The sequence below is a fragment of the Agromyces sp. PvR057 genome, from assembly GCF_040547485.1.
Classification (GTDB): Bacteria; Actinomycetota; Actinomycetes; order Actinomycetales; family Microbacteriaceae; genus Agromyces.
The window spans coordinates 687790-709212 of record NZ_JBEPPT010000002.1 but is presented as its reverse complement, the minus strand read 5'-3'; the positions used below and the strand labels follow the sequence as shown (position 1 = coordinate 709212).

11 protein-coding genes are annotated in these 21423 nt (G+C 69.2%); 4 read left to right on the top strand and 7 right to left on the bottom strand.

All coding sequences use genetic code 11. The features are described from left to right. Positions 1 to 50: 50 nt before the first annotated feature. From ABIC29_RS12485 to ABIC29_RS12460, 6 genes are all read right to left on the bottom strand, one after another. Positions 51 to 1337 (bottom strand): ABC transporter permease, encoded by a 1287-nt coding sequence (locus ABIC29_RS12485; RefSeq protein ID WP_116083399.1) that lies wholly within the window; start codon positions 1335 to 1337, stop codon positions 51 to 53. Continuing rightward, positions 1334 to 2770 carry an ABC transporter permease gene (locus tag ABIC29_RS12480; RefSeq protein ID WP_354245738.1) on the bottom strand — a complete coding sequence of 479 codons (1437 nt, stop codon included), beginning with the start codon at positions 2768 to 2770 and terminating at the stop codon, positions 1334 to 1336. Before ABIC29_RS12480 ends, ABIC29_RS12485 begins: the two co-directional genes overlap by 4 nt. Next, the gene (locus ABIC29_RS12475) at positions 2767 to 4284 is read right to left on the bottom strand and encodes an ABC transporter ATP-binding protein (RefSeq protein WP_116083401.1); all 1518 of its coding nucleotides are present in this window, start codon (positions 4282 to 4284) and stop codon (positions 2767 to 2769) included. Before ABIC29_RS12475 ends, ABIC29_RS12480 begins: the two co-directional genes overlap by 4 nt. Positions 4285 to 4459: 175 nt before the next feature. Then, on the bottom strand, positions 4460 to 5554 hold the full coding sequence (locus ABIC29_RS12470; RefSeq protein WP_158551826.1) for a BMP family lipoprotein: 1095 nt from the start codon (positions 5552 to 5554) through the stop codon (positions 4460 to 4462). Between the two features lie 212 nt (positions 5555 to 5766). Continuing rightward, positions 5767 to 6822: a BMP family lipoprotein gene (locus tag ABIC29_RS12465; RefSeq protein ID WP_116083404.1), complete on the bottom strand. Its 1056-nt coding sequence runs from the start codon at positions 6820 to 6822 to the stop codon at positions 5767 to 5769. Positions 6823 to 6872: 50 nt separating this feature from the next. After that, complete coding sequence (locus ABIC29_RS12460) at positions 6873 to 7997, bottom strand: mannose-1-phosphate guanylyltransferase (RefSeq protein WP_116083406.1); 1125 nt, start codon at positions 7995 to 7997, stop codon at positions 6873 to 6875. 204 nt (positions 7998 to 8201) lie between these two features. Between ABIC29_RS12460 and sdhC the strand changes: the two genes are divergently transcribed. Genes sdhC through ABIC29_RS12440 form a run of 4 tightly spaced genes read left to right on the top strand, consistent with a single transcriptional unit; the run spans position 8202 to position 11665 of the window. Beyond that, complete coding sequence (gene sdhC, locus ABIC29_RS12455) at positions 8202 to 8624, top strand: succinate dehydrogenase, cytochrome b556 subunit (protein WP_082462379.1); 423 nt, start codon at positions 8202 to 8204, stop codon at positions 8622 to 8624. A gap of 11 nt (positions 8625 to 8635) precedes the next feature. Continuing rightward, positions 8636 to 9082: a succinate dehydrogenase hydrophobic membrane anchor subunit gene (locus tag ABIC29_RS12450; RefSeq protein WP_116083409.1), complete on the top strand. Its 447-nt coding sequence runs from the start codon at positions 8636 to 8638 to the stop codon at positions 9080 to 9082. A 7-nt stretch (positions 9083 to 9089) separates the two neighbouring features. Beyond that, entirely contained in the window at positions 9090 to 10901 is a 1812-nt protein-coding gene (gene sdhA, locus ABIC29_RS12445) for a succinate dehydrogenase flavoprotein subunit (RefSeq protein ID WP_116083412.1), read from the top strand. A gap of 2 nt (positions 10902 to 10903) precedes the next feature. After that, positions 10904 to 11665, top strand: coding sequence for a succinate dehydrogenase iron-sulfur subunit (locus tag ABIC29_RS12440; protein WP_116083414.1), 762 nt, complete (start codon positions 10904 to 10906; stop codon positions 11663 to 11665). Positions 11666 to 11813: 148 nt separating this feature from the next. Here the strand turns inward: ABIC29_RS12440 and ABIC29_RS12435 are convergent, their stop codons facing one another. Continuing rightward, the gene (locus ABIC29_RS12435; RefSeq protein WP_354245731.1) at positions 11814 to 21308 is read right to left on the bottom strand and encodes a hypothetical protein; all 9495 of its coding nucleotides are present in this window, start codon (positions 21306 to 21308) and stop codon (positions 11814 to 11816) included. Positions 21309 to 21423 lie beyond the last annotated feature (115 nt).

Below are 21423 nucleotides of genomic sequence, written 5' to 3'. Positions count from 1 at the left end.
GGATGGGTGTTCTGCCGTGCTCGTGCGCGCCGGCGTCGGCGCGCACGAGGTCAGGACTTGATGTACGGCTTGCCGGCCGCGGCTGGGCCGCGCACCTTGCCCACGAGGCCCGCCACGGCGAAGATCGTCACGAGGTAGGGCAGCATGAGCATGAACTCGCTCGGCACGGGCGAGCCGATGACCGAGAGCGTGTTCTGCAGGTTCGACGCGAAGCCGAAGAGCAGCGCGGCGAGCGTGGCCTTGATCGGATCCCACTGGCCGAAGATGACCGCGGCGAGGGCGATGAAGCCGGCGCCGGCCGTCATCTCCTTGTTGAACGCGATGCCGGAGCCGATCGTGAAGAACGTGCCGCCGAGGCCCGCGATGGCACCCGCGAGCGCGACGTTCCAGAATCGCGTGCGGTTGACCTTGATGCCGACGGTGTCGGCGGCCTGCGGGTGCTCGCCGACGGCGCGAAGGCGCAGGCCCCACTTGGTGTGGAAGAGGCCGACGTACACGAGCGCGACCGCGATGTACATCAGGTAGACGACGAGGGTCTGCCGGAACAGCACCGGCCCGATGATCGGGATGTCGCTGAGCACCGGGATCGGCAGGCGGTCGAAGCGCGGGGGCGTGTTCAGCTGCGCCGCGTTCGGCACGAGCACCTGCGAGTAGAAGAAGCTCGTGAGGCCCGTGACGAGCACGTTCAGGACGACGCCGACGATGACCTGGTCGACGAAGTACTTGATCGAGAACGCCGCGAGCACGAACGACACGAGCATGCCAGCGACCATCGCGGCGACGAGCCCGGCGATGGGCAGGCCCGTGAGGCTCGCCACGAGCGCGGACGTGAACGCACCGGCGAGCAGCTGGCCCTCGATCGCGATGTTGACCACGCCGACGCGCTCGGAGATGACACCGGAGAGCGAGCCGAAGATGAGCGGCACCGCGAGGCTCAGCGAACCGAAGAGCAGGCCGATCACGGGGATCGTCGCACCGGCGGCCGCCCACGTGAGGAAGCCCGTCATGAAGAGCACCGCGAACACGACGATGAGCCAGAGCGGCACACGCCGCTTCGTGGAGACGAGGTACGCCGAGTATCCGGTCGCGAGGGCCAGCAGCACGATGACGACCCAGAGCGTCGGCATGGCCGGCGTCGTGATCGAGTTGATCTGGATGACGTCCTTCGCGTCGACGAGGCGGAACGTGGTGTCGCCCTCGCGCGGTGCGAACACCGCGAGCGCGAGCGCGATCAGCGTGAAGGCGGCGAAGGCGATGGGCGCCTTCCAGCTCGTGACGACGGTCGTCGCGAGGGCGGGGACGTCGGCTGCAGGCGTCTGCTGCACGGTCTGGCTCACTTCGCCTTCACCTCCTTCGTGACGATCGGTCGAGGTCTGCGCGTCGTCGCTGCCGGGTCGGGCAGGCGGAAGATGGTGCGGACCAGGGGCGGTGCGGCGATGAAGAGCACGATGAGCGACTGCACGACGAGCACGATCTCGACCGGCACGCCCTCGGCGGCCTGCATCGAGAATCCGCCGGCCTTGAAGGCGCCGAACAGGATGCCCGCGACGAAGATGCCCCACGGCGTCGAGCGCCCGAGCAGGGCGACGGTGATCGCGTCGAAGCCGATGCCCGCGTCGATGCCGGCGGTGAAGCCGGTCGTGACGGTGCCGAGCACCTGGCTGACGCCTGCGAGGCCGAGCAGGGCGCCCGCGATGAGCATCGCGTAGACGTACATCGACTTGACGTTGATGCCGGCCACGCGCGCCGCGTTCGGGTTCTCGCCGACGGCGCGGAACTTGAATCCGAGGCTCGACCGGCTGAGGATCCACCAGACGAGCACGGTCGCCCCGACCACGAGGATGAAGCCGAAGTGCAGGTTGTACTGCGGCCCCAGAAGCGACGGGAAGATCGCGGTCTCCTTCATCGGCGGCGTCTTCGGGTTGCTCGATCCGGGCGCTTGCAGCAGGCCGGGGGTGCGCAGCATCCACGACACGAGGTAGAACGCGACGTAGTTGAGCATGATCGTGACGATCACCTCGTGCGCGCCGGTGCGCGCCTTCAGGAGGCCCGCGATGCCGGCCCAGAGGGCGCCGCCGAGGAGGCCGCCGACGAGGGCGACGAGCATGTGCAGGCCCCACGGGAGGTCGACGCCGAAGCCGATCCATCCGGCGACGGAGGCCGCGATCAGCATCTGCCCGCGACCGCCGATGTTGAACATGCCGACCCGGAAGGCCAGGCCGACGCCGAGGCCGCCGGCGATGAGCGGCGTCGCGAACGTGAGGGTCTCGGTGAGGGGCCGGATGCCGGCCGCGAACGTGTCGCGGTTGAAGTTGTAGATCGAGCCCTGGAACAGGGCGGTGTACGCACCGGAGACCGACTCCCAGATCGCGATGAACGTGTCGCCGGGGCGGGCGAAGAAGTAGACGCTCGCCTCCTGCACCTTCTCGTCGGTGAAGGCGATCATGATCGCGCCGACGACGAGCGCGAGCAGCACGGCGAGCACCGAGATGATCGCGTTGCCGGTGGCGATCTGGTGCAGCGTCGTGTGCCAGCGCGACGGCGGCTCGACCTCGGCGTCGGCGGGCGTCGTCGCCGTCGGCGTCGCGGAGGCGGATGCGGATGCCTGGGTCGGCGCGGCCGGCCCGGTCGCGACGGCACCGGACGCCTCGATCGCGACGTCGGCGTCGGCGGTCGAGGACGGGCCGTCGTGCTCGGAGGGGGTCTGCTCGTGGATCTCGGGCTCCTGGGCGTCTGCCCCGCCCGCGGCGGGGTCGCGGGGGTCGCTCATGCGGCGGCTCCTTCGGTGGGGACCTCTCCGGCCATCATCAGGCCGAGCACTTCGCGGGGGGTGTCTCCCGGCACGATGCCGACGATTCGGCCGCGGTACATGACCATGATGCGGTCGGCGAGGGCCGCAACCTCGTCGAGTTCGGTCGAGACCACGACGACGGGCACGCCGGCGTCGCGCGTCTCGACGATGCGCTTGTGGATGAACTCGATCGAGCCGACGTCGACGCCGCGCGTGGGCTGTGCGGCGACGAGCAGTCGGAGGTCGCGGCTGAGCTCGCGTGCGAGCACGACCTTCTGCTGGTTGCCGCCCGAGAGCTGTCGCACCTTCGAGTCGATGCCCTGGGTGCGGACGTCGAACTCGGCGACCTTCTCGCGCGCGAACTGCTCGAGCGCGGCCCGCTGGATGTTGCCGGCGCGCACGAACGGGGCGCCGTTGCTGCGGTCGAGCATCAGGTTCTCGGTGATCGTGAACTCGCCGACGAGGCCGTCTTCGTTGCGGTCCTCTGGAACGAAGCCGACGCCCGCGTCGAGGATGCGCCGCGGGCTCGCGGAGCTCAGCTCGATGCCGTCGATCGCGATGGACCCGGTGACGCGCGGCTGGAGGCCGAGGAGCGCCTCGGTGAGCTCGGTCTGCCCGTTGCCCTGCACGCCGGCGACGGCGAGGATCTCGCCGCGTCGCACGGTGAAGCTGACGTCGTTCACGACGAGCTGGCCGATCTGGTCGACGACCGTGAGCCCCTCGACCACGAGCGCGGCCTCGCCGAGGTTCGGCTGGTCCTTGTGCACGGTGAGCTCGACCGCGCGCCCGACCATGAGCGACGCGAGCTCGGCGTTCGACGCGGTGGGCGCCGCCTCGCCGACGACCTTGCCGAGGCGGATCACGGTGATGCGGTCGGCGACCTCGCGCACCTCGCGCAGCTTGTGCGTGATGAACACGATCGACGTGCCGGTCTGCTTGAGCTGGCGCATGATGACCATCAGCTCGTCGGTCTCCTGCGGGGTGAGCACCGCGGTCGGCTCGTCGAAGACGAGCACGCGGGCGTCGCGCGAGAGGGCCTTGATGATCTCGACGCGCTGCTGCACGCCGACGGGCAGGTCGTCGACGAGCGCATCGGGGTCGACGTCGAACCCGAAGCGATCGGAGATCTCGCGCACCTTCGCACGGGCGCTCGCGAGGTCGAGCATGCCTCCGGCCTTGGTCGACTCGTGCCCGAGCATGACGTTCTCGGCCACGGTGAACACGGGGATCAGCATGAAGTGCTGGTGCACCATACCGATGCCGGCGGCCATCGCGTCGCCCGGTCCGGCGAAGTGCTTGACCTCGTCGTCGAGCAGCACCTCGCCCTCGTCGGCCTGGTAGAGGCCGTAGAGCACGTTCATGAGGGTGGATTTTCCGGCGCCGTTCTCACCGAGCAGGCAGTGGATCTCGCCTGCCTCGACGGTGAGGTCGATGTGGTCGTTGGCGACCAAGCTGCCGAAGCGCTTCGTGATGCCGCGAAGTTCGAGCTTCATGTCCTGATCCTAGTGAAGATGGCGCATCTGCAGCAGATGTCGCTCGGATGTCGGAACCACCGGATGCCGCATGCTCACGTGTTGGCCGAGGGCCGGGTGCGAGCTGTCTGGCAGCTGGTGAACACACATCGGGGAGGCCGGCCGAAGCCGACCTCCCCGCTGCGCGTGTCGTGGATTACTCCGCGAGGTAGGACTTCACCTCGACGTCGCCCGCGATGATCGCGGCCTTGAGCTCGTCGAGCTCGCCCTGCAGTTCGGCCGGAACCTTCGACTCGAAGTCGTGGAACGGCGCGATGCCGACGCCCTCGTTCTCGAGCGTGCCGACGAACGGGGTCGGGTCGAAGTCGTCGTTGCCCGCCGCGAGGACGGCGTCGTACGTGCCGACGTCGATGCCCTTGAGGATCGAGGTGAGCATGAGGTCCGCGACCGACGGGTCGGTCTCGGTGAAGTCGGCGTCGACGCCGATCATCGCGATGTCCTTGCCGGAGTCGCGGATCGCCGCAGCGGCCGACTGGTAGATCGGGCCGCCGACGGGCAGCAGCACGTCGACGTTCTGGTCGATGAGGCCCTGCGCGGTGTTGCGCGCGGTGTCGTTGGCCTCGAAGCCACCCGTGAAGAGACCGTCGGTGCCGTCCCAGCCGAGGACCTTGACCGCGGTGCTCTTCTCGCTGTTGTGGTAGTCGACGCCCTGCTTGAAGCCGTCCATGAAGATGGAGACGGTCGGGAAGTTCATGCCGCCGAAGGTGCCGACGACGCCGGTCTGGCTGTACGCGGCGGCCGCGTAGCCGGCGAGGAACGCGGCCTGGGCCGTGTCGAAGAGGATCGGCTTGATGTTCGGAGCGTCGACGGTGCCGTCGAAGTCGTTGTCGGCCGCGTCGTCGATGATGACGTACTCGACGTCGGGGTTGGCGGTCGCGGACTCGACCGTGGCGGCCGAGAGGGCGAAGCCGACGGTGACGATGAGGTCGCAGCCCTGGTCGACGAGGTTCGTCAGGTTGGGCGCGTAGTCGGTCTCGGCCTCGGACTGGACGCTCTTGAGCTCGACGCCCAGCTCGTCGGCGGCCTTGGTGGCGCCTTCGAAGCCGAGCTGGTTGAACGACTTGTCGTCGAATCCGCCGGAGTCGGACACCATGCAGGGCTGGAAGTCGATGGCCTCGCCACCGTCGCCGCTGCCCGATTCCTCGGGAGCAGAAGCGCAACCGGCGAGCAGCACGGCTGCGCCGAACATCGCGAGGCCGGCGAATCCGGCCTTCTTGGTCGTGACCTTCACTGTGTCCTCCAAATAGTGCGCCCCGATCGAGAACGCGGGGGCTGTGCGCACACGTTACCGAATGTTGCGCGCACCGCCCCATCACTTTGCGGACGCGACATCCAATGGTTATGAAGACGCGACATTCTGCTCATATGAGCACGGAGGCACACCCCCGCGCGGGGGTGGAGGTGCGCTCGCCCGCTCGCGCACCGGCGTCTGCGGGCCCGACCTCAGGGCCTGCTCGGCGACTCCACGACGATCTCCCCCGCGATGATCGCCTGCCGCAGGCCCTCGATCTCGCCGTCGAGCGCCTCGGAGACGAGCGGTGCGAGGTCGTGGTAGGGCGCGATCTCGACCCCGCCGTTCTCGAGGGTGCCGACGTAGGGTTCGTTCGTGAACGCGCCGTCCTGCACGTCGCCGACGATCTGCACCATGGCGTCCTGCGTGTTCTTCAGCACGCTCGTCAGGATCACGGGGCGGAACGACTCCGAGAGCGTCTCGTAGCCGTCGCTGTCGACCCAGATGACCGAGACCCCGCCGCGCTCGACGGCGGCGGATGCGGCGCCCTCGCCGACCTGCCCGGCGACCGGCAGGATCACGTCGGCGCCCTGGTCGATGAAGCCGTCGGTCAGCGTCTTGCCCTTGTTGACGTCCTCGAAGTCGCCGGTGAAGGCACCGTCCTGCGCGGCCTTGCTCCACCCGAGTGCGCGCACGCTCGTGCCGTGCACCTCGTTGTACTTCGCGACGCCGTCGACGAAGCCGTCCATGAAGAGGGTCACCGGCGGCTGGTTGCCGCCGCCGAAGGTCGCGACGACGCCCGTCTTCGTCACACCCGCCGCGAGGTAGCCGGCGAGGTAGGACGCCTGCGCGGTGTCGAAGACGACGGGCTTGACGTTCTCGGCCTCGACCGACTCGTCGACGATCGCGAACGCGACCTCGGGGTTCTTGCCCGCCTGGTCGAGCGTCGGGTCGGCCAGCTCCCAGCCGACCGTGACGACGAGCCCGCATCCGGAGGCCACGGCCTGCTCGACGTTCGGCGCGAGGTCGGTCTCGCCGGTGGAGACGATGGCCTCGGCCTCGACGCCGAGCTCGCTCTCGGCCTGCTGGAGCCCCTCCCAGCTGGACTGGTTGAACGACCGGTCCTCGAGGCCGCCGGAGTTGGTCACCATGCGGACGCAACCCGCGCTCTCGGTCGATTCCTCGCCCTCTGGCGCCGCCTGGCACCCCATGAGCACGACGGATGCCGCGACGAGCGCGATCCCGAACCCGAACCCCTTGCGCGACATCCGATTCCCCTTCGCTGTCGATCCCTGCGGTGGTGCGATGACCGGTGCGCCTAGAGCACGTCGCCGGAGCCGCCGAGGCGGAGCGCGTCGACGACCGCCTTCACGCGCTGGGCGTGCTCGCTCGTGGTGACCAGGAGGGCGTCTGGCGTGTCGACCACGACGATGTCCTGCACGCCGATGAGGCTGATGACGCGCTTCGAGCGGCTGATGACGATGCCGCTCGAGGCGTCGGCGAGCACGCGCGCGTGCTCGCCGAGGATCGCGAGCTCGCCGGAGCGGCCGCTGGAGTTGAGCTTGGCGAGCGAGGCGAAGTCCCCGACGTCGTCCCACTGGAAGTGGCCGCGCACGACGACCAGGCGACCCGCGTCGGCTGCGGGCTCGGCGACCGAGTAGTCGATCGCGATCTTCTCGAGCTTCGGCCAGATGCGGTCGACGGCCGGACCGCGCGTGCCCGCGTCGTCCCACGCCTCGGCGAGTTCGACGAGCCCGGCGTGCAGCTCGGGCTTGTTGCGCGCGATCTCCTCGAGCAGCGTCGACGCCTTGGCGATGAACATGCCGGCGTTCCAGAGGTGCGAGCCACCCTCGAGGTAGGTGCGCGCGGTGTCGAGGTCGGGCTTCTCGACGAAGCTCTTCACCTGCTCGACCCGCTTGGCGCCCTCGACCGGCAGCTCGCTGCCGCACTCGATGTAGCCGAAGCCCACCGCGGGCTCGGTCGGCGTGATGCCGATCGTCGCGATGTAGCCCGCGCGGGCGGCGGCCACGGCATCCGACACCGCGGAGCGGAACAGCGCGGCGCCCGAGATGACGTGGTCGGCGGCGAACGAGCCGACGATCACGCCGGGCTCGCGACGCTCGAGGATCGCGGCGGCCAGGCCGATGGCGGCCGTCGAGTCGCGAGGCTCGCTCTCGAGCACGACGTTCTCGTCGACGAGGTCGGGGAGCTGCGCCTCGACCGCCGCGCGGTGCGCGCGACCCGTGACGACCATGATGCGCTGATCGCCGGAGAGCGGCGCCAGGCGGTCCCACGTGTCCTTCAGCAGCGTCTGGCCCGAGCCCGTGAGGTCGTGCAGGAACTTCGGGGCGTCGGCGCGCGACAGCGGCCAGAGCCTCGACCCGACCCCGCCCGCGGGGATCACGCTGTAGAAGTCGTCGAGGGGTTCGGCGCGCGTTGACATGAGTCCGAGGATAGCGGGCGCCGCCGGCATCCGTCCGGATGCGGCATCCGTCATCGCCGCCGACCGCCCGGATATCTCGACGTCGAGAGAGTTAGGCAGCCCTTAGCGGCGGCGCAACAGCCTCGGGACTACAATCGCATCGGGCCGTCTGCCCGTTCGCGCCCTTCGAATCAGGGCTCTTCACACAGCCAGGGAGGGTTGTTCATGCCAGAGAACTCGGCAGGAACCCTGGCCGCACCCGCGAAGCCGGCGAAACAGAAGCCGGGCGGCACGCTGTATCGCGGCCGAGAGGGAATGTGGTCGTGGGTACTGCACCGGATCACCGGTGTCGCCATCTTCTTCTTCCTCCTGGTGCACATCCTCGACACCGCACTGGTGCGGGTGAGCCCTGAGGCCTACAACGCCGTCATCGGCACCTACCAGACGCCCATCATGGGCCTCGGCGAGGTCGCCCTCGTCGGCGCGATCGTGTTCCATGCCTTCAACGGCGTGCGCATCATCCTCGTCGACCTGTGGGCCTGGGCCACGCGCCACCAGAAGCTGCTGTTCTACATCGTCATCGCCCTCTGGGTCGTCACGATGCTCGGCTTCGCGCCCCGCCACCTCATGAACGTCTTCAGCCACTAAGGAGCGCAGACATGTCCGTCATCGAAGCGCCTCGCAGCCAGGCACGCCCCGCACGCAAGCGCGGCGTGAACCTCGAGAAGTGGGGCTGGATCTACATGCGCGCGAGCGGCGTCGTGCTGCTCGTGCTCATCTTCGGCCACCTCTTCGTCAACCTCCTGGTCGGCGAGGGCGTCAAGGCCATCGACTTCGGGTTCGTCGGCGGCAAGTGGGCCGACCCGTTCTGGCAGTGGTGGGACGTGCTGATGCTCTGGCTCGCGCTCATCCACGGCGCCAACGGCATGCGCACGATCGTGAACGACTACACGAACCCCGGCACGACGCAGAAGGTGCTGAAGGGCGCGCTCTTCGCCGCGGCGGCCGTGCTCATCGTGCTCGGCACGCTCGTGGTCTTCACGTTCGACCCGTGCCCCGCAGGCTCCCCCGCCGACCTGCTTCCCTCGTTCTGCCCCGCTGCCTAGGAGAACCGTGACGTCCCAGAGCGCACACGTCGAGACGAAGGTCGTCGACGGAGTCCACTACCACCAGTACGACATCGTCATCGTCGGCGCCGGCGGCGCCGGCATGCGCGCGGCGATCGAGGCTGGGCCCGGAGCCCGGACCGCGGTCATCTCCAAGCTCTACCCGACGCGCTCCCACACGGGTGCCGCCCAGGGCGGCATGGCCGCAGCCCTCGCGAACGTCGAGGAGGACAGCTGGGAGTGGCACACCTTCGACACGGTCAAGGGCGGCGACTACCTCGTCGACCAGGACGCGGCCGAGATCCTCGCGAAAGAGGCGATCGACGCGGTCATCGACCTCGAGAACATGGGCCTGCCGTTCAACCGCACGCCGGAGGGCAAGATCGACCAGCGCCGCTTCGGCGGCCACACCCGCGACCACGGCAAGGCGCCGGTCCGCCGTGCCTGCTACGCGGCCGACCGCACGGGCCACATGATCCTGCAGACGCTGTTCCAGAACTGCGTCAGGCTCGGCATCGAGTTCTACAACGAGTACTACGCGCTCGACCTCATCATGACCGAGGTCGACGGCGTCGAGCAGCCCTCCGGCATCGTCGCCTACGAGCTCGCGACCGGTGAGCTGCACGTCTTCCAGGCCAAGGCGATCATCTTCGCCACCGGCGGCTTCGGCAAGATCTACAAGACCACCTCGAACGCGCACACCCTCACCGGTGACGGCGTCGGCATCATCTGGCGCAAGGGCCTGCCGCTCGAGGACATGGAGTTCTTCCAGTTCCACCCGACCGGCCTCGCCGGTCTCGGCATCCTCCTCACCGAGGGCGCCCGCGGCGAGGGTGCGATCCTCCGCAACGCCTCCGGCGAGCGGTTCATGGAGCGCTACGCCCCCACCATCAAGGACCTCGCACCCCGCGACATCGTCGCGCGGTGCATGGTGCAGGAGGTGGCCGAGGGCCGAGGCGCCGGACCGCACAAGGACTACGTGCTCCTCGACTGCACCCACCTCGGCGCCGAGGTGCTCGAGACCAAGCTCCCCGACATCACCGAGTTCGCACGCACGTACCTCGGCGTCGACCCGGTCTACGAGCCGGTTCCCGTGATGCCGACCGCGCACTACGCGATGGGCGGCATCCCGACCAACGTCGCCGCAGAGGTGCTGCGCGACAACGACACCGTCGTGCCCGGCCTCTACGCCGCCGGCGAGTGCGCGTGCGTCTCGGTGCACGGCTCCAACCGCCTCGGCACCAACTCGCTGCTCGACATCAACGTCTTCGGCAAGCGCGCCGGCCGCAACGCGGTCGAGTACGTGAACTCCGGCGTCGACTTCACGCCCCTGCCCGAGGACCCCGCCGCCGGCATCCGCGGCATGCTCCAGCTGCTCCGCGACTCCAACGGCACCGAGCGCATCGCCGCGATCCGCAAGGAACTGCAGGACGAGATGGACAAGAACGCGCAGGTGTTCCGCACCGACGAGTCCCTCGCCCACGTCACGAACGTGATCGCCGGGCTCCGCGAGCGCTACAAGAACATCGCCGTGCAGGACAAGGGCAAGCGGTTCAACACCGACCTGCTCGAGGCCGTCGAGCTCGGCTTCCTGCTCGACCTGGCCGAGGTCGTCGTCTACTCGGCGCGCAACCGCCAGGAGAGCCGCGGTGGCCACATGCGCGACGACTTCCCGAAGCGCGACGACGAGAACTACATGCAGCACACGATGGCCTACCTCTCGGGCGACGCGCATTCGGCCGATGCGGCCGACCACATCCGGCTCGACTGGAAACCCGTGACCATCACCCGCTACCAGCCGATGGAAAGGAAGTACTGATCGTGAGCACCACCACGCTCGAGCAGCCGCCGGCAGCAGAAGCCGCCATCCAGTCGTTCACCGTCACGTTCCTGATCCGCAGGTTCGACCCCGACGTCGACACCGAGCCGCGCTGGCAGGACTTCGACGTCGAGATGTACGCGACCGACCGCGTGCTCGACGCCCTGCACAAGATCAAGTGGGAGCAGGACGGCTCGCTCACGTTCCGCCGCTCGTGCGCGCACGGCATCTGCGGGTCCGACGCCATGCGCATCAACGGCCGCAACCGGCTCGCGTGCAAGACCCTCATCAAGGACCTCGACATCTCGAAGCCCATCTACGTGGAGGCCATCAAGGGCCTGCCGCTCGAGAAGGACCTCATCGTCGACATGGAGCCGTTCTTCGCGAGCTACCGCGAGGTGCAGCCCTTCCTCATCGCCAACTCGAAGCCCGAGTCTGGCAAGGAGCGCGTGCAGTCCATCGCCAAGCGCGAGATCTTCGACGACACCACCAAGTGCATCCTCTGCGCCGCGTGCACCTCGTCGTGCCCCGTGTTCTGGACCGACGGCCAGTACTTCGGCCCCGCGGCGATCGTGAACGCGCACCGGTTCATCTTCGACGACCGTGACGATGCGGCATCCGTTCGCCTCGACATCCTGAACGACAAGGAGGGCGTGTGGCGCTGCCGCACGACCTTCAACTGCACCGACGCGTGCCCCCGTGGCATCGAGGTGACCAAGGCGATCGCCGAGGTCAAGCAGGCGATCATGCGGGGCAAGCCCTGACGAACGACCACGCGACCCCGTCGCCGTGAAAAGAAGGGCCGATGCGAATCGCATCGGCCCTTCTTCGTGCCCGGTCGCGTTCCCCCTCGCGGCCAGGGTGCCTGTCACGGAGGCCCGGCGGGTTCACCCACCGCCGGGCCTCCGCGGATCAGTCTCCGGCTGCCTCCCGGCGCCGGCGGACCATGACCCAGACCACGGCCAGGCCGCCGAGGATCACGAGGCCCGCGGCCCCCCAGATCCACGGACCGGTCGCGAACCCGGTGATCGCCGTTCCACCGAGGAGCGTCACGGTGACGGTGTCATCCGCGCACTCGGTGGCCGGATCGGGATCATCCGCCGTCTGCCAGCAGACCTCACCGGTGTTGTCGATCGTCGAGACCGTCGTGCCTTCCTTCACGTGCACGGCCAGGTCGATCACCGGGGCGGTCAGGAAGTTCGGGCCGAGTTCGCCGAGCAGGTCGCAGTGGAGCGTGCCACCGTACCCGCTCGAGTCCTTGCCCGTGACCTCGCAGTCCTCCCAGCGCGGGAACGCGGGAGCCGGAGCCGTCGTGATCTCGTCGACCCGGAGGTTGGCGGGGATCTCGTCGAACACCTCGGTCGGGTTCGTCGCACCGGTGCCGACCGACGTCACCTGCAGCGAGTAGCTGAAGTCGCCGCCCGCCTTCGTGCTGGTGACGCTCGCGGTCTTGTCGATGGCGAGCTCGCCCGGCCGGTCGACCGCACAGGTCGGGAGCGCCTGCGGGTAGACCGCCAGCACGGTCTGGCTCGGGTTCACCGAGAACTCGACCGAGGCCGGGTTCTCCATGTCGCGCCAGGCGTAGCTGGGCAGCGAGTCATCGAGGATGAGGTCCAGGAACCGGGTGCCGGGAGTCGGCGGGTTCGTGAGGTCCTCCTCGGTGATCGGACGCCAGCCAGGGAACTGATACGGCAAGCCGTCCGCATCGACCGCAGCGCCCGGCCACAGGAGCCGGCCCTCACGGGCGTCCCACGGGATCGTCTCCACCTTGGTCTGCGTGCCGTCGGCCGACGTCCACGTGACGGTGATGTCGCCGGGGGTCACGTTGTCGGTGGTCTGCACGTTGTAGTACAGCCACGGGACATCCGCGACGCATCGCACGTAGGCGGTGGGCTGGATCCGCTTGACCGGCACCTCGGCGTCGTCGCAGTCGTTGTCGGGGTTCAGGTCGTCGAGGTCGCGCAGCGACGGCACGGCCCGCTCCGCGTCCCCGCGTCCGAGCACGGCGACGCACGCCTCGTTCGGGATCGGGTCCGTGTTCAGCACGGGCAGGGGCGGCGGCGGGTCATCCGGCCCGACGGCGTCACCCGGGTCGATGGGCGGCGGTGCCGGGAGCATGACCGGGATCCGGATCGTCGTGACCTGGTCGGCCGCGTAGATGCCGTCGTAATTCGCGGTGAACTGGTTGCCCACCTTGGACTCACTCCAGCCGTCGGCCGGCTCGAACGTGGCCGGACCCGTGATCTCGAGCTGCGGATCGATCAGGTCGGTCACCTCGAGGTTCGCGACCGGTCGACCGTGGTTCGTGACCGTGAGCACCCACTCGAACGTGTTGTCCTCGGTGTCGTCCACCGCGGTCACGCCCTCGGGCAGGTCGGCCGTCTTCTCGATGCCGACGTCGACCGGGAAGAGCACGTTCGTGATCTCGCACGTCACGTCGTCTCCGGCTTCGAGCGTCACCGGGCTGCCGGCGGTGCCCTCACCGCAGAGCCATTCGTCGGCCTCGTAGTAGTCGGGCACCAGCGGGCTCGAGGGATCGGCGATCGCAGCCTCGGAGAGGCTGTACTCGCCGACCGGCACGACGGTCGTCACGCCGTCTTCGCTGCCGGCCACCATCAGGTCGCTCGGGCCGTCTGCGAAGAGATCCCAGTCGCTCGCCACCCCGCCCGTGATCGGCAGGGCGCCGAGGGCCGAGTTGTCGACGTGCTTGACGAGCGTCAACTTCGCGACCGGGATGTCGACGCAGGCCTCGAGCTCGGTCTCGAGCTGACCGGAGGTGAACACACCGCCGTTGAAGAAGCCCTTGCCCTCGGTGGTCGCGACGCAGAGCACGTCGTCGATGTCGGTGATCGTGTCGACGTCGGCGATGGCCGTGATCAGCCACGTCTCCGTCGTCGGACCGCCGTCGGTCGCGGCCGGGATCAGGCGGTCGTCGGCCAGCACGGTGTCGGGGTCGACACCGGTCCAGTCTGCGACCGGTGCGCCCTCGGGGTCCGTGGCCGTCGCCGTGAACGTCGTGCCGGCGGGGAACGCCGGGGTGTCGCTCAGGTCGTAGTACAGGTCCTTTCCGCTCGGGTTCGTCACGACGATCTGGTACTCGACCGTGAACGTCCCGTCGCCGTTGAGCGTCGGCTGCCCGTCGAGAAGGCTCTTCTCGGCGGTCGCGCGACCGGGCTCGTCGCAGTCCGTGCGAACCGTGGGCAGGTCGTCGATCGTGACCTCCGCCACGTTCCGGAAGCCGCCCTGGCCGTACAGGTCGCCGGTGGTGCACGCCGTCGATTCCTCGACCCATGCCTCCTCGGTGACCGTGGCCACGACCTCGACCTCGTAGGTGTCGGTCTCACCGGCACCCAGCGGGTAATCGGTCACGAACGTCGTCTCGAGCACGGGCGGGTCTTCGCCGAGGCCCTCCCAGCTGCCGGACTCGCCGTTGTCGCCGCTCCACGACGCCTCGTCGATCGTGATGCCCTCGCCGAACTCGGAGAGGTCGTCGACCAGGTCGTAGGTGAGGGGCGAGACGCCGCTCGTGTTCTCGACCGTGATCTCGTAGGTGATGAGCCAGGTTCCGTCGGGCTGCTGCTCGGCGGACGTGACGTCCTTCTCGACCTCGTACGTGGCCGGCTCGGCCGTGTTCGTGATCGCGCAGTAGACGTCCTGACCGGGCTCGAGCGTCACCGCGTCGTCGTCGAGGACGACCGGCACCGCCGGGTCCTCACTCGTGACGAGGCACTCCCAGGCGCCCGGCGTGAACTCGTCGGACTCGGGGAAGTCGGCGCTCTCCGCGAGGTCGTAGGCCACGTTCGACTCGACCTCACCGCTCGCGCCGCCGGCGCCCTCGAGGACCGCGGTCCCGTTGTCGCTCGCGCTGAGGTTCCAGAGCGTCGGCGGGAAGTCGGCAGCCACCTCGTCGGGTGCGACGAACTTCTCGAGCTCGAGGTTCGGCGCGATGTCCGTGTTCTCGATCTCGCAGTCGACGCTCGCACCGTAGGTGTTCACCGTGAGGGTGGCGTTCGTCGAGCCGGGCGTGCTCAGCAGGGTGAACGCGTCATCGCCGCTCTCGGACTCGCAGGTCCACGTCGCGGAGACCTCGTACTCGACGCCGTTCTCCCAGATGGTCGAGACCTCGTTGAGCGTGTAGCCGACGCCGACATCGACGGGGCCGGAGACGGTGCCCAGTCCTCCGAAGCCGTCATCGAGTCCGCTCGCGGAAACCGTCCAGTCCGCCGCCACGGCGTCGCCGCCGTGCTGGTTGTCGACGATCTTGGTGAGCGTGACCTCCTGGACGCACTCGACCACGTTCTCGACGGTGAAGGTGTTGTACGTGTTCTCGAGCACCTCGGTGCCGAGACCGGTCGTGCTCTCGAGCGTGCAGCCCTCGGGCAGGCGGACGTCGGTCTCGCCGACCTCCACCTCGTCGTCCAGCACGTACGGGCCCTGCTCGGCGTCCCACGCGACGGGCTGGCCGTCGAGGGTGCCCTGGGCGACGAAGCCCTCGGGCAGGTCAGCGCTGTCCCACGCGATCGGGTCGCTGTCGTTGATCACCCAGTCCTTGTGGATCTCGACGACCACCGGGACGTCGAAGCAGGCGTCGCTCTCGTAGTCGTCACCGGAGGCGACGACCACGCCGTTGAGGAGGCCCTTGCCGCCTTCGACGTCGCAGAGCAGCTCGGAGCTGCCGTCTGCGTCCGCGACGGTGAACGAGACGACCACGGTGAACGTGTGCGTCGCGCCGCCCGGGAGCGTCTCGTCCTCGACGACGACGTCGGTCGTGGGCGATGCGCCGTTCCATGCCGGGTTCACCGTGACATCCGCACTGGAGACCTCACGCTCGGTGATCGTGACGTCGCCCGCGAAGTCGGGGGTGTCGGTCAGGTCGTAGACCAGGTCCTGATCGGCGCTGAGGTTCTCCACCGTGATGGTGTAGGTGGCCTCCCACTGGTCGCCGACCTTCGTGACCTCGCCGCTCTTCGTCTTCAGCACCTCGGGCTGCGCGGGAAGGCCGCACCCCGTGTCGGTCGACGTGATGCCGTTGGCGGTGAGCGCGGCCTCGTTGAGGAAGCCGACGTTCGGCTCGACCTCGGTCGGCGCGCACGTGCTGGTCGCCGGGTCCTCGAACGCCGCGGCGTCCACATTCGCCGTGACCGTCACCGTGTAGGTGTGCACGGCGTCGATGCCGATGACCTTCGGCGATGCCACGATCGTGGTCGTCGCGTCGGCCTCGGGATCGCTCCACGTGCCGTTGGCGCCTTCACCGGCCCACGAGGCCGACTCGATGTCGACGTCCGGTCCGAAGCGGAGGGTGTCGTCGAGCGTGTACTTCGACACGAACTCGGGGTTTCCGGTGACCGTGATGTCGTACACGATCGTCCAGAGGCCGTCGCCGTCCTGGGTCACGGTCGGGTCGTCCTTGACGACCGTCGGCTCGCCACCACGGCTGATGTTCGTGCAGTCGTCGTCGGTGCGGACGATCTCGCCCGACCTGACGATCGCGTCGTTGAGGAAGCCGACGCCATCGGGGTTGCCCTCGGTCGCGCACTCGAGCTCATCGGGCTCGATGGCGCCGACCGGCGCATCGACGTTGAGCAGGACCGTGTACACGTCGGTGTCGCCCGCCGCGATCGCCGTGCTGGCGGCGACCGTGAAGGCGGAACCGTCGTACGGGCTCACCGCAGCTCCGCCGTCGATCGCGTAGCTCAGGTAGGCGACGCCCGCGGGGAACGCGGGGTCGTCCTGGAGCGTGTAGTACGAGGGCTTGGCACCGGGGCCGGTGTTCGACACCGTGAGGGTGTACGAGACATCCCACGTGCCGTCGAGTCGCTGCGACGAGGTCGCACCCGACTTCACGATGGTCGGGGCGCTCGGGGAGTCGCAGGCCGACTTGTCGATGTCGACGCCGGCGACCTTCAACGTCGCGGTGTTGTTGAACGCCCCGTTGCCGGTGCCGCCCGGACATGCGGACTGCGCCGGAGTCAGGTCGGGCCCCGCGAGCGCGATGCCCGCGACCGTGATGCGGTACGTCGTCCCCGTGCCCGCCGCCAGGTAGGCGTTGCCCGCGATGGTGCCGCTGCCGGCCCACGACGTCGCATAGGGCGCGCCGTCCTTCGTCACGACGTAGGTCGCCGCACCGAGGCTGACGCCCGTGCCGAAGTGCAGCGCGTCGACCAGCGTGTACACGCCGCCGACCGGGCCCGTGTTGGTCACCGCGATGTCGTAGGCGATGGTCCACTTGCCGTCGCTGCCCTGCGAGACCGAGCCGGGCACGACCACCTTGGTGTGCGTGATCTTCGGCGAGTTGATGACGACGCAGCCCGTTGCGTCGGTCGTCTGGTTGCCCGAGACGAGCGTCGCCGTGTTGTTCAGGCCGGTGTCACTCGGACACGTGTAGGTCGGGTCGCCGGCGTCGAGCTGCACGACGACGGAGATCTGGTACACGTGGGCCGCGGCACCGCCCGCGAGGGCGATGTCGTTGGCGAGCAGGTCGTTCGGCACGACACCGGTCCAGGTGGGCTCGGTCGTGACGCCGGCCGGCTTCGCGACGACGGTCGGCGCGCCGACCTGCGTCGCCGAGGCGGGCAGGGCCAGCTTGTCCCGAAGGTCGTAGACGACGCCGGTCGAGGCCGACGGGTTCGTCACGGTGATCGTGTACGGAAGGGTCCACGTGCCGTCACCGTTGTCGACGGCCGTGCCGCCGACCTTGGTGATCGTCGGCTTCACCGGGATCGCACAGTCGCGCGCCGTGTAGGGGACGCCCGCCACGGTCATGGTCGCCGTGTTCAGGAAGCCGACGGTGCCGGGGGTGCCGGCGTCGCAGGCGGTCGGGCTGGTGCCCCCGAAGTCCGCCCCCGGAGCCACGGTCGCGTTGACCGTCACGTGCCAGGTGTGCGAGGTGCCCTTGACCAGCACCGGCTCATCGGCGAATGCCTGCGCCGCGCCGAAGGCCACGCTCCACGGGGTGCTCGCGCCCGGCGGTGCCGGCAGCGTGCGCTGGTAGGAGGCGCTGTTCACGGTGACGTTGCTGCCGAACTGCAGTTGGTCGGTCAGCGCGTAGGTGAGGTCCTGGAAGTTGCTCGGGTTCGTCACGACGATGTCGTAGTCGATGGTCCACGAGCCGTTCGCGTTGGCCGTCGGGATCGCCGCCGTCTTCGTGATGGTCGGCACGATCGCCTTCAGCGTGTTCGTGACCACACAGGCGGCCTCGTCACCCGGAGCAAGTGCCGGGAGCAGCGGTCCGCCGATCGGCGCGCCGCCGTTCACCGTGCACTGCCAGGTGCCGGCCTGGAACTCACCCGAGTTCGGGAGTCCCGTGGTCTCGGCGAGGTTGAACGCCACGCCAGCGGGCACGTTCACGAATCCGGACGTGCCGCCGGCGCCGGTCGCGACGACCGCGCTGGTGTCGGCCCGCGTCGCGCTCAGCGTCCACGACGTCTTGTCGGCGACGCCAGAGGGCGAGACGACCTTGTCGAGGGAGAGCTTCGGCAGGCGGGCGATGTTCGTGAACACGCAGATGGCCGAACCGCTCGCCGCCAGGGCCACGCTCGTGGCATCCACGTACGTGCCGTTCGGTCCGGTGTTGCACTGCAGGGACTTCTGGTCGTACCCGGCGGGCCCGTTGAGCTCCGAGAGGCCGTAGGTGCTGCCGGGGCGGAGGAAGACGGTCGTGCCGCTCTTGACGGTCGAGGTCACCTCGCCGTTCGCGGTGCTGGTCGGGGTCGTGCGGAGGTCCCAGTTCGCCGGAACGGCACTGCCGCCGTTGGCCGGGTCGACGACCTTGCGCAGTTCGACCTGCGAGGTCTGGTTCACCGCGGTGCAGCCGACCCAGGTGCCGAAGGGCACACGCACGCCGCCGTTCAGGCCGCCGGCGTTGCTGCCGGCTCCGGCGGTGCCGCCGTCGGCGTTGAGGGTGAGGCAGTTCCAGCTGCCGGTCGAGCCGGGAACGGAGAGGTCGGAGTTGCGGTTGTCGACCTGCTTGTAGAGCGAGGTGCGTGCGCTGGCCGCGGGCACTCCTGCTTCAGCGAGCGGGTAGTACGCGGTCGGCGTCACGTTGCCGACCACGCCGGTGCCCGTGTCCGAACCCGAGGGGCCGGGCAGGTACGGCCCGCCGGGGCCGTCGACGGGCGGAAGCGAGGTCAGGGTCCAGTCCGCCTTCACGGCCGGGCCGCCCTGCACCTCCTTGAGGAGCGTCAGCTTCGTGGGACACGTCACCGTGTTCGTGATCTCGTAGGTGTTCAGGCCACCCGCGAGCGTCGCGGCGTAGGTGTTCGCGCCGGTCACGTCGACGTTGACCGTGGTGCCGTTCGACTTCGTCAGCCGCTGGCTGTCGATGACGCAGAGGGTCGGCAGCGTTCCGAGCGATTCGCCGATGGGGATGACCTGCCCCTGGGTGAACCCGCCCGTCTGGATGCCGAAGCCGACCTGGGCGCCGTTGACGGTCGAGATGCCGTTGAGGCTCGGGTCCTGCGAGCCGTGCGGCACAGGCGGTTGGCCGTTCACGGCCCAGAGCTTGTTCACCACGACCTGCGCCGCGGGGTTCGGCGCCTGGTTGTAGAACGTGCAGCTGATCGCCGAGGTGGCCGAGACCGGCACGACGACACCTGGTTGCCCGGCGATGACCGAGGCGTTCGTCACCGCGACGCTCGTCGCCGGGTTCGTCGAGAGATCACGACAGACGGCGTTGAACCCGCCCTGCTGCGCGATCGTGTAGCCGGCCTGCTGGGTCTCGCGGATCGTCACCGTGCCCGACACGCCGCCCGGGAAGTCGAGCGGGTAGTTGACGGCACCGGTGTTGTCGGTCTGGCCGTTCGCCGGGTTCGGCGTGCCGACCGTGATCGTGCCGGGGTTCGGGTTGGTCGCGCTGACCGCCCAGCCGGCCGCCGGCTGCGCGTTCGCGATCGTGCCGCCCGGCGGGATGACCTGCTTGACGACGCTCACGCCACCCGCGCAATTGCCGAGGGCGAGGGCCCGCAGGGCCGCGGCGGCGGCCGTGTAGCTCGCCTCCTGGTAGTAGTCGGCCGCGGCCGAGTTCGATCCGTTGTACTTGGTCGGACCGGAGATGGCCGCGAGGTTCAGCGCGGTCGACGCGGAGGTGACGCCGCTGCCGACGCCGAGCGCGATGACGCGCGTGCCCTCCTTCTTCACGGCGTTCGCCGAGAAGATGGCGTTCTCGACCTCACGGGTTCGGGTGAAGTCGCCGGGGTCGGTCTCCGTGCCGTACACGGTCGGGTTGCCGTCGGTCAGGATGATGGCCACGTCATAGCTCGCGGCGCTCGTGGCGACCTGGTAGATGCCGCGGTCCCAGTTGGTCGAGCCGGTCGAGGTGAGGCCGTTGATCCAACCGGAGACGGTCGAGACGCCGGCGGACGTCGAGACCGCGGTGATCGGCCGGTTGATGTTGTTCGCGCCGGACTGCGGCGCCGTCGGGCCGAACGTGAAGAGCCCGACGCGGGACGGCGTGCCCTCGAGGGCCTGCACGAGGCTGACGCCGGCGGCGCGGGCCTGCCCGATCGAGGGGGTCACCGAACCGGAGAGGTCCATGACGAGCGCGACGTCGAGGCCGCACTGCTGGGGAAGCGCGATGTTGTTGCGCGAGTTCTGCCAGGTGCCGCCCGATGCCTTGCGGTTCGAGTTCCCCGAGCTGGTCATGAACTGGGAGGTGCTGTTGTACACGGTGTTGCCCCGCAGCTGCCATGCGGCCGGTGCCGAACCAGGGGGGTCGACCAGTTGGCCGATGCGGAAGCTGTACGGAGTCTGCTGGCTGTTGCCGCCGTCGGCATCGCCGGTGCGGATCAGCGGGTTCGAGAAGTACAGGGCCGGCACGCCGACCTGGCGCACCCAGAGTTCGCGGTCGCGGTTGGCGTTGTTCGGGGCATCGCCCGTGTTCGGGATGACGAACTCGCAGATGCCCGTCGCGTCGGACACACAGGTCGCCCAGGGGTCGGCGAGCTGGCTGCCGCCGGTCTCGGTCGCGAAGAGTGCGAGCGTGACACCGGGACGCGGGTTGATCGTGCCCGCGTTCGCCAGCGACCGGTCGTCGCCGACCGTCACTCGCACGACCGCCGTGTTCGTGGTCGGGTCGACGAGCGCGGCCGCGACGTCCTGCGCGGCGAGCGGCGCGACGGACTTCGCGGACTTCAGGGGCGCCTGCGTCTCCTCGACCGGCTCCTCGCTCGGGACCTCTTCGGCCGGGGCCTCGCTGGGCTCCTCGCTCGGCGTCTCGGACGGCTCCTCGCTCGGCGTCTCCGACGGCGTCTCCTCGGCCGGCGCCTCGGTCGACTCGGTCGGCGTCGCGGGATCCGTTGCCTCGGTGGTCTCGCTCGTCGCCGGATCGGTCGCCGGGTCCGTGCCCTCGGCGAAGGCCATGGTCGGCAGGCCCACGACGAGCAGGCCGCCGACGGCGATCGACGCGATCACGCCGCGGAGGGATCGAGCTCGTTCGGCTTCGCGTCGACGTCGCGCCCGACGCGGGCGCTGATCGCTGTCGTCGTTCCGAGTACCGAACCAGTTGCTCTTCATCATTGAACCTTCG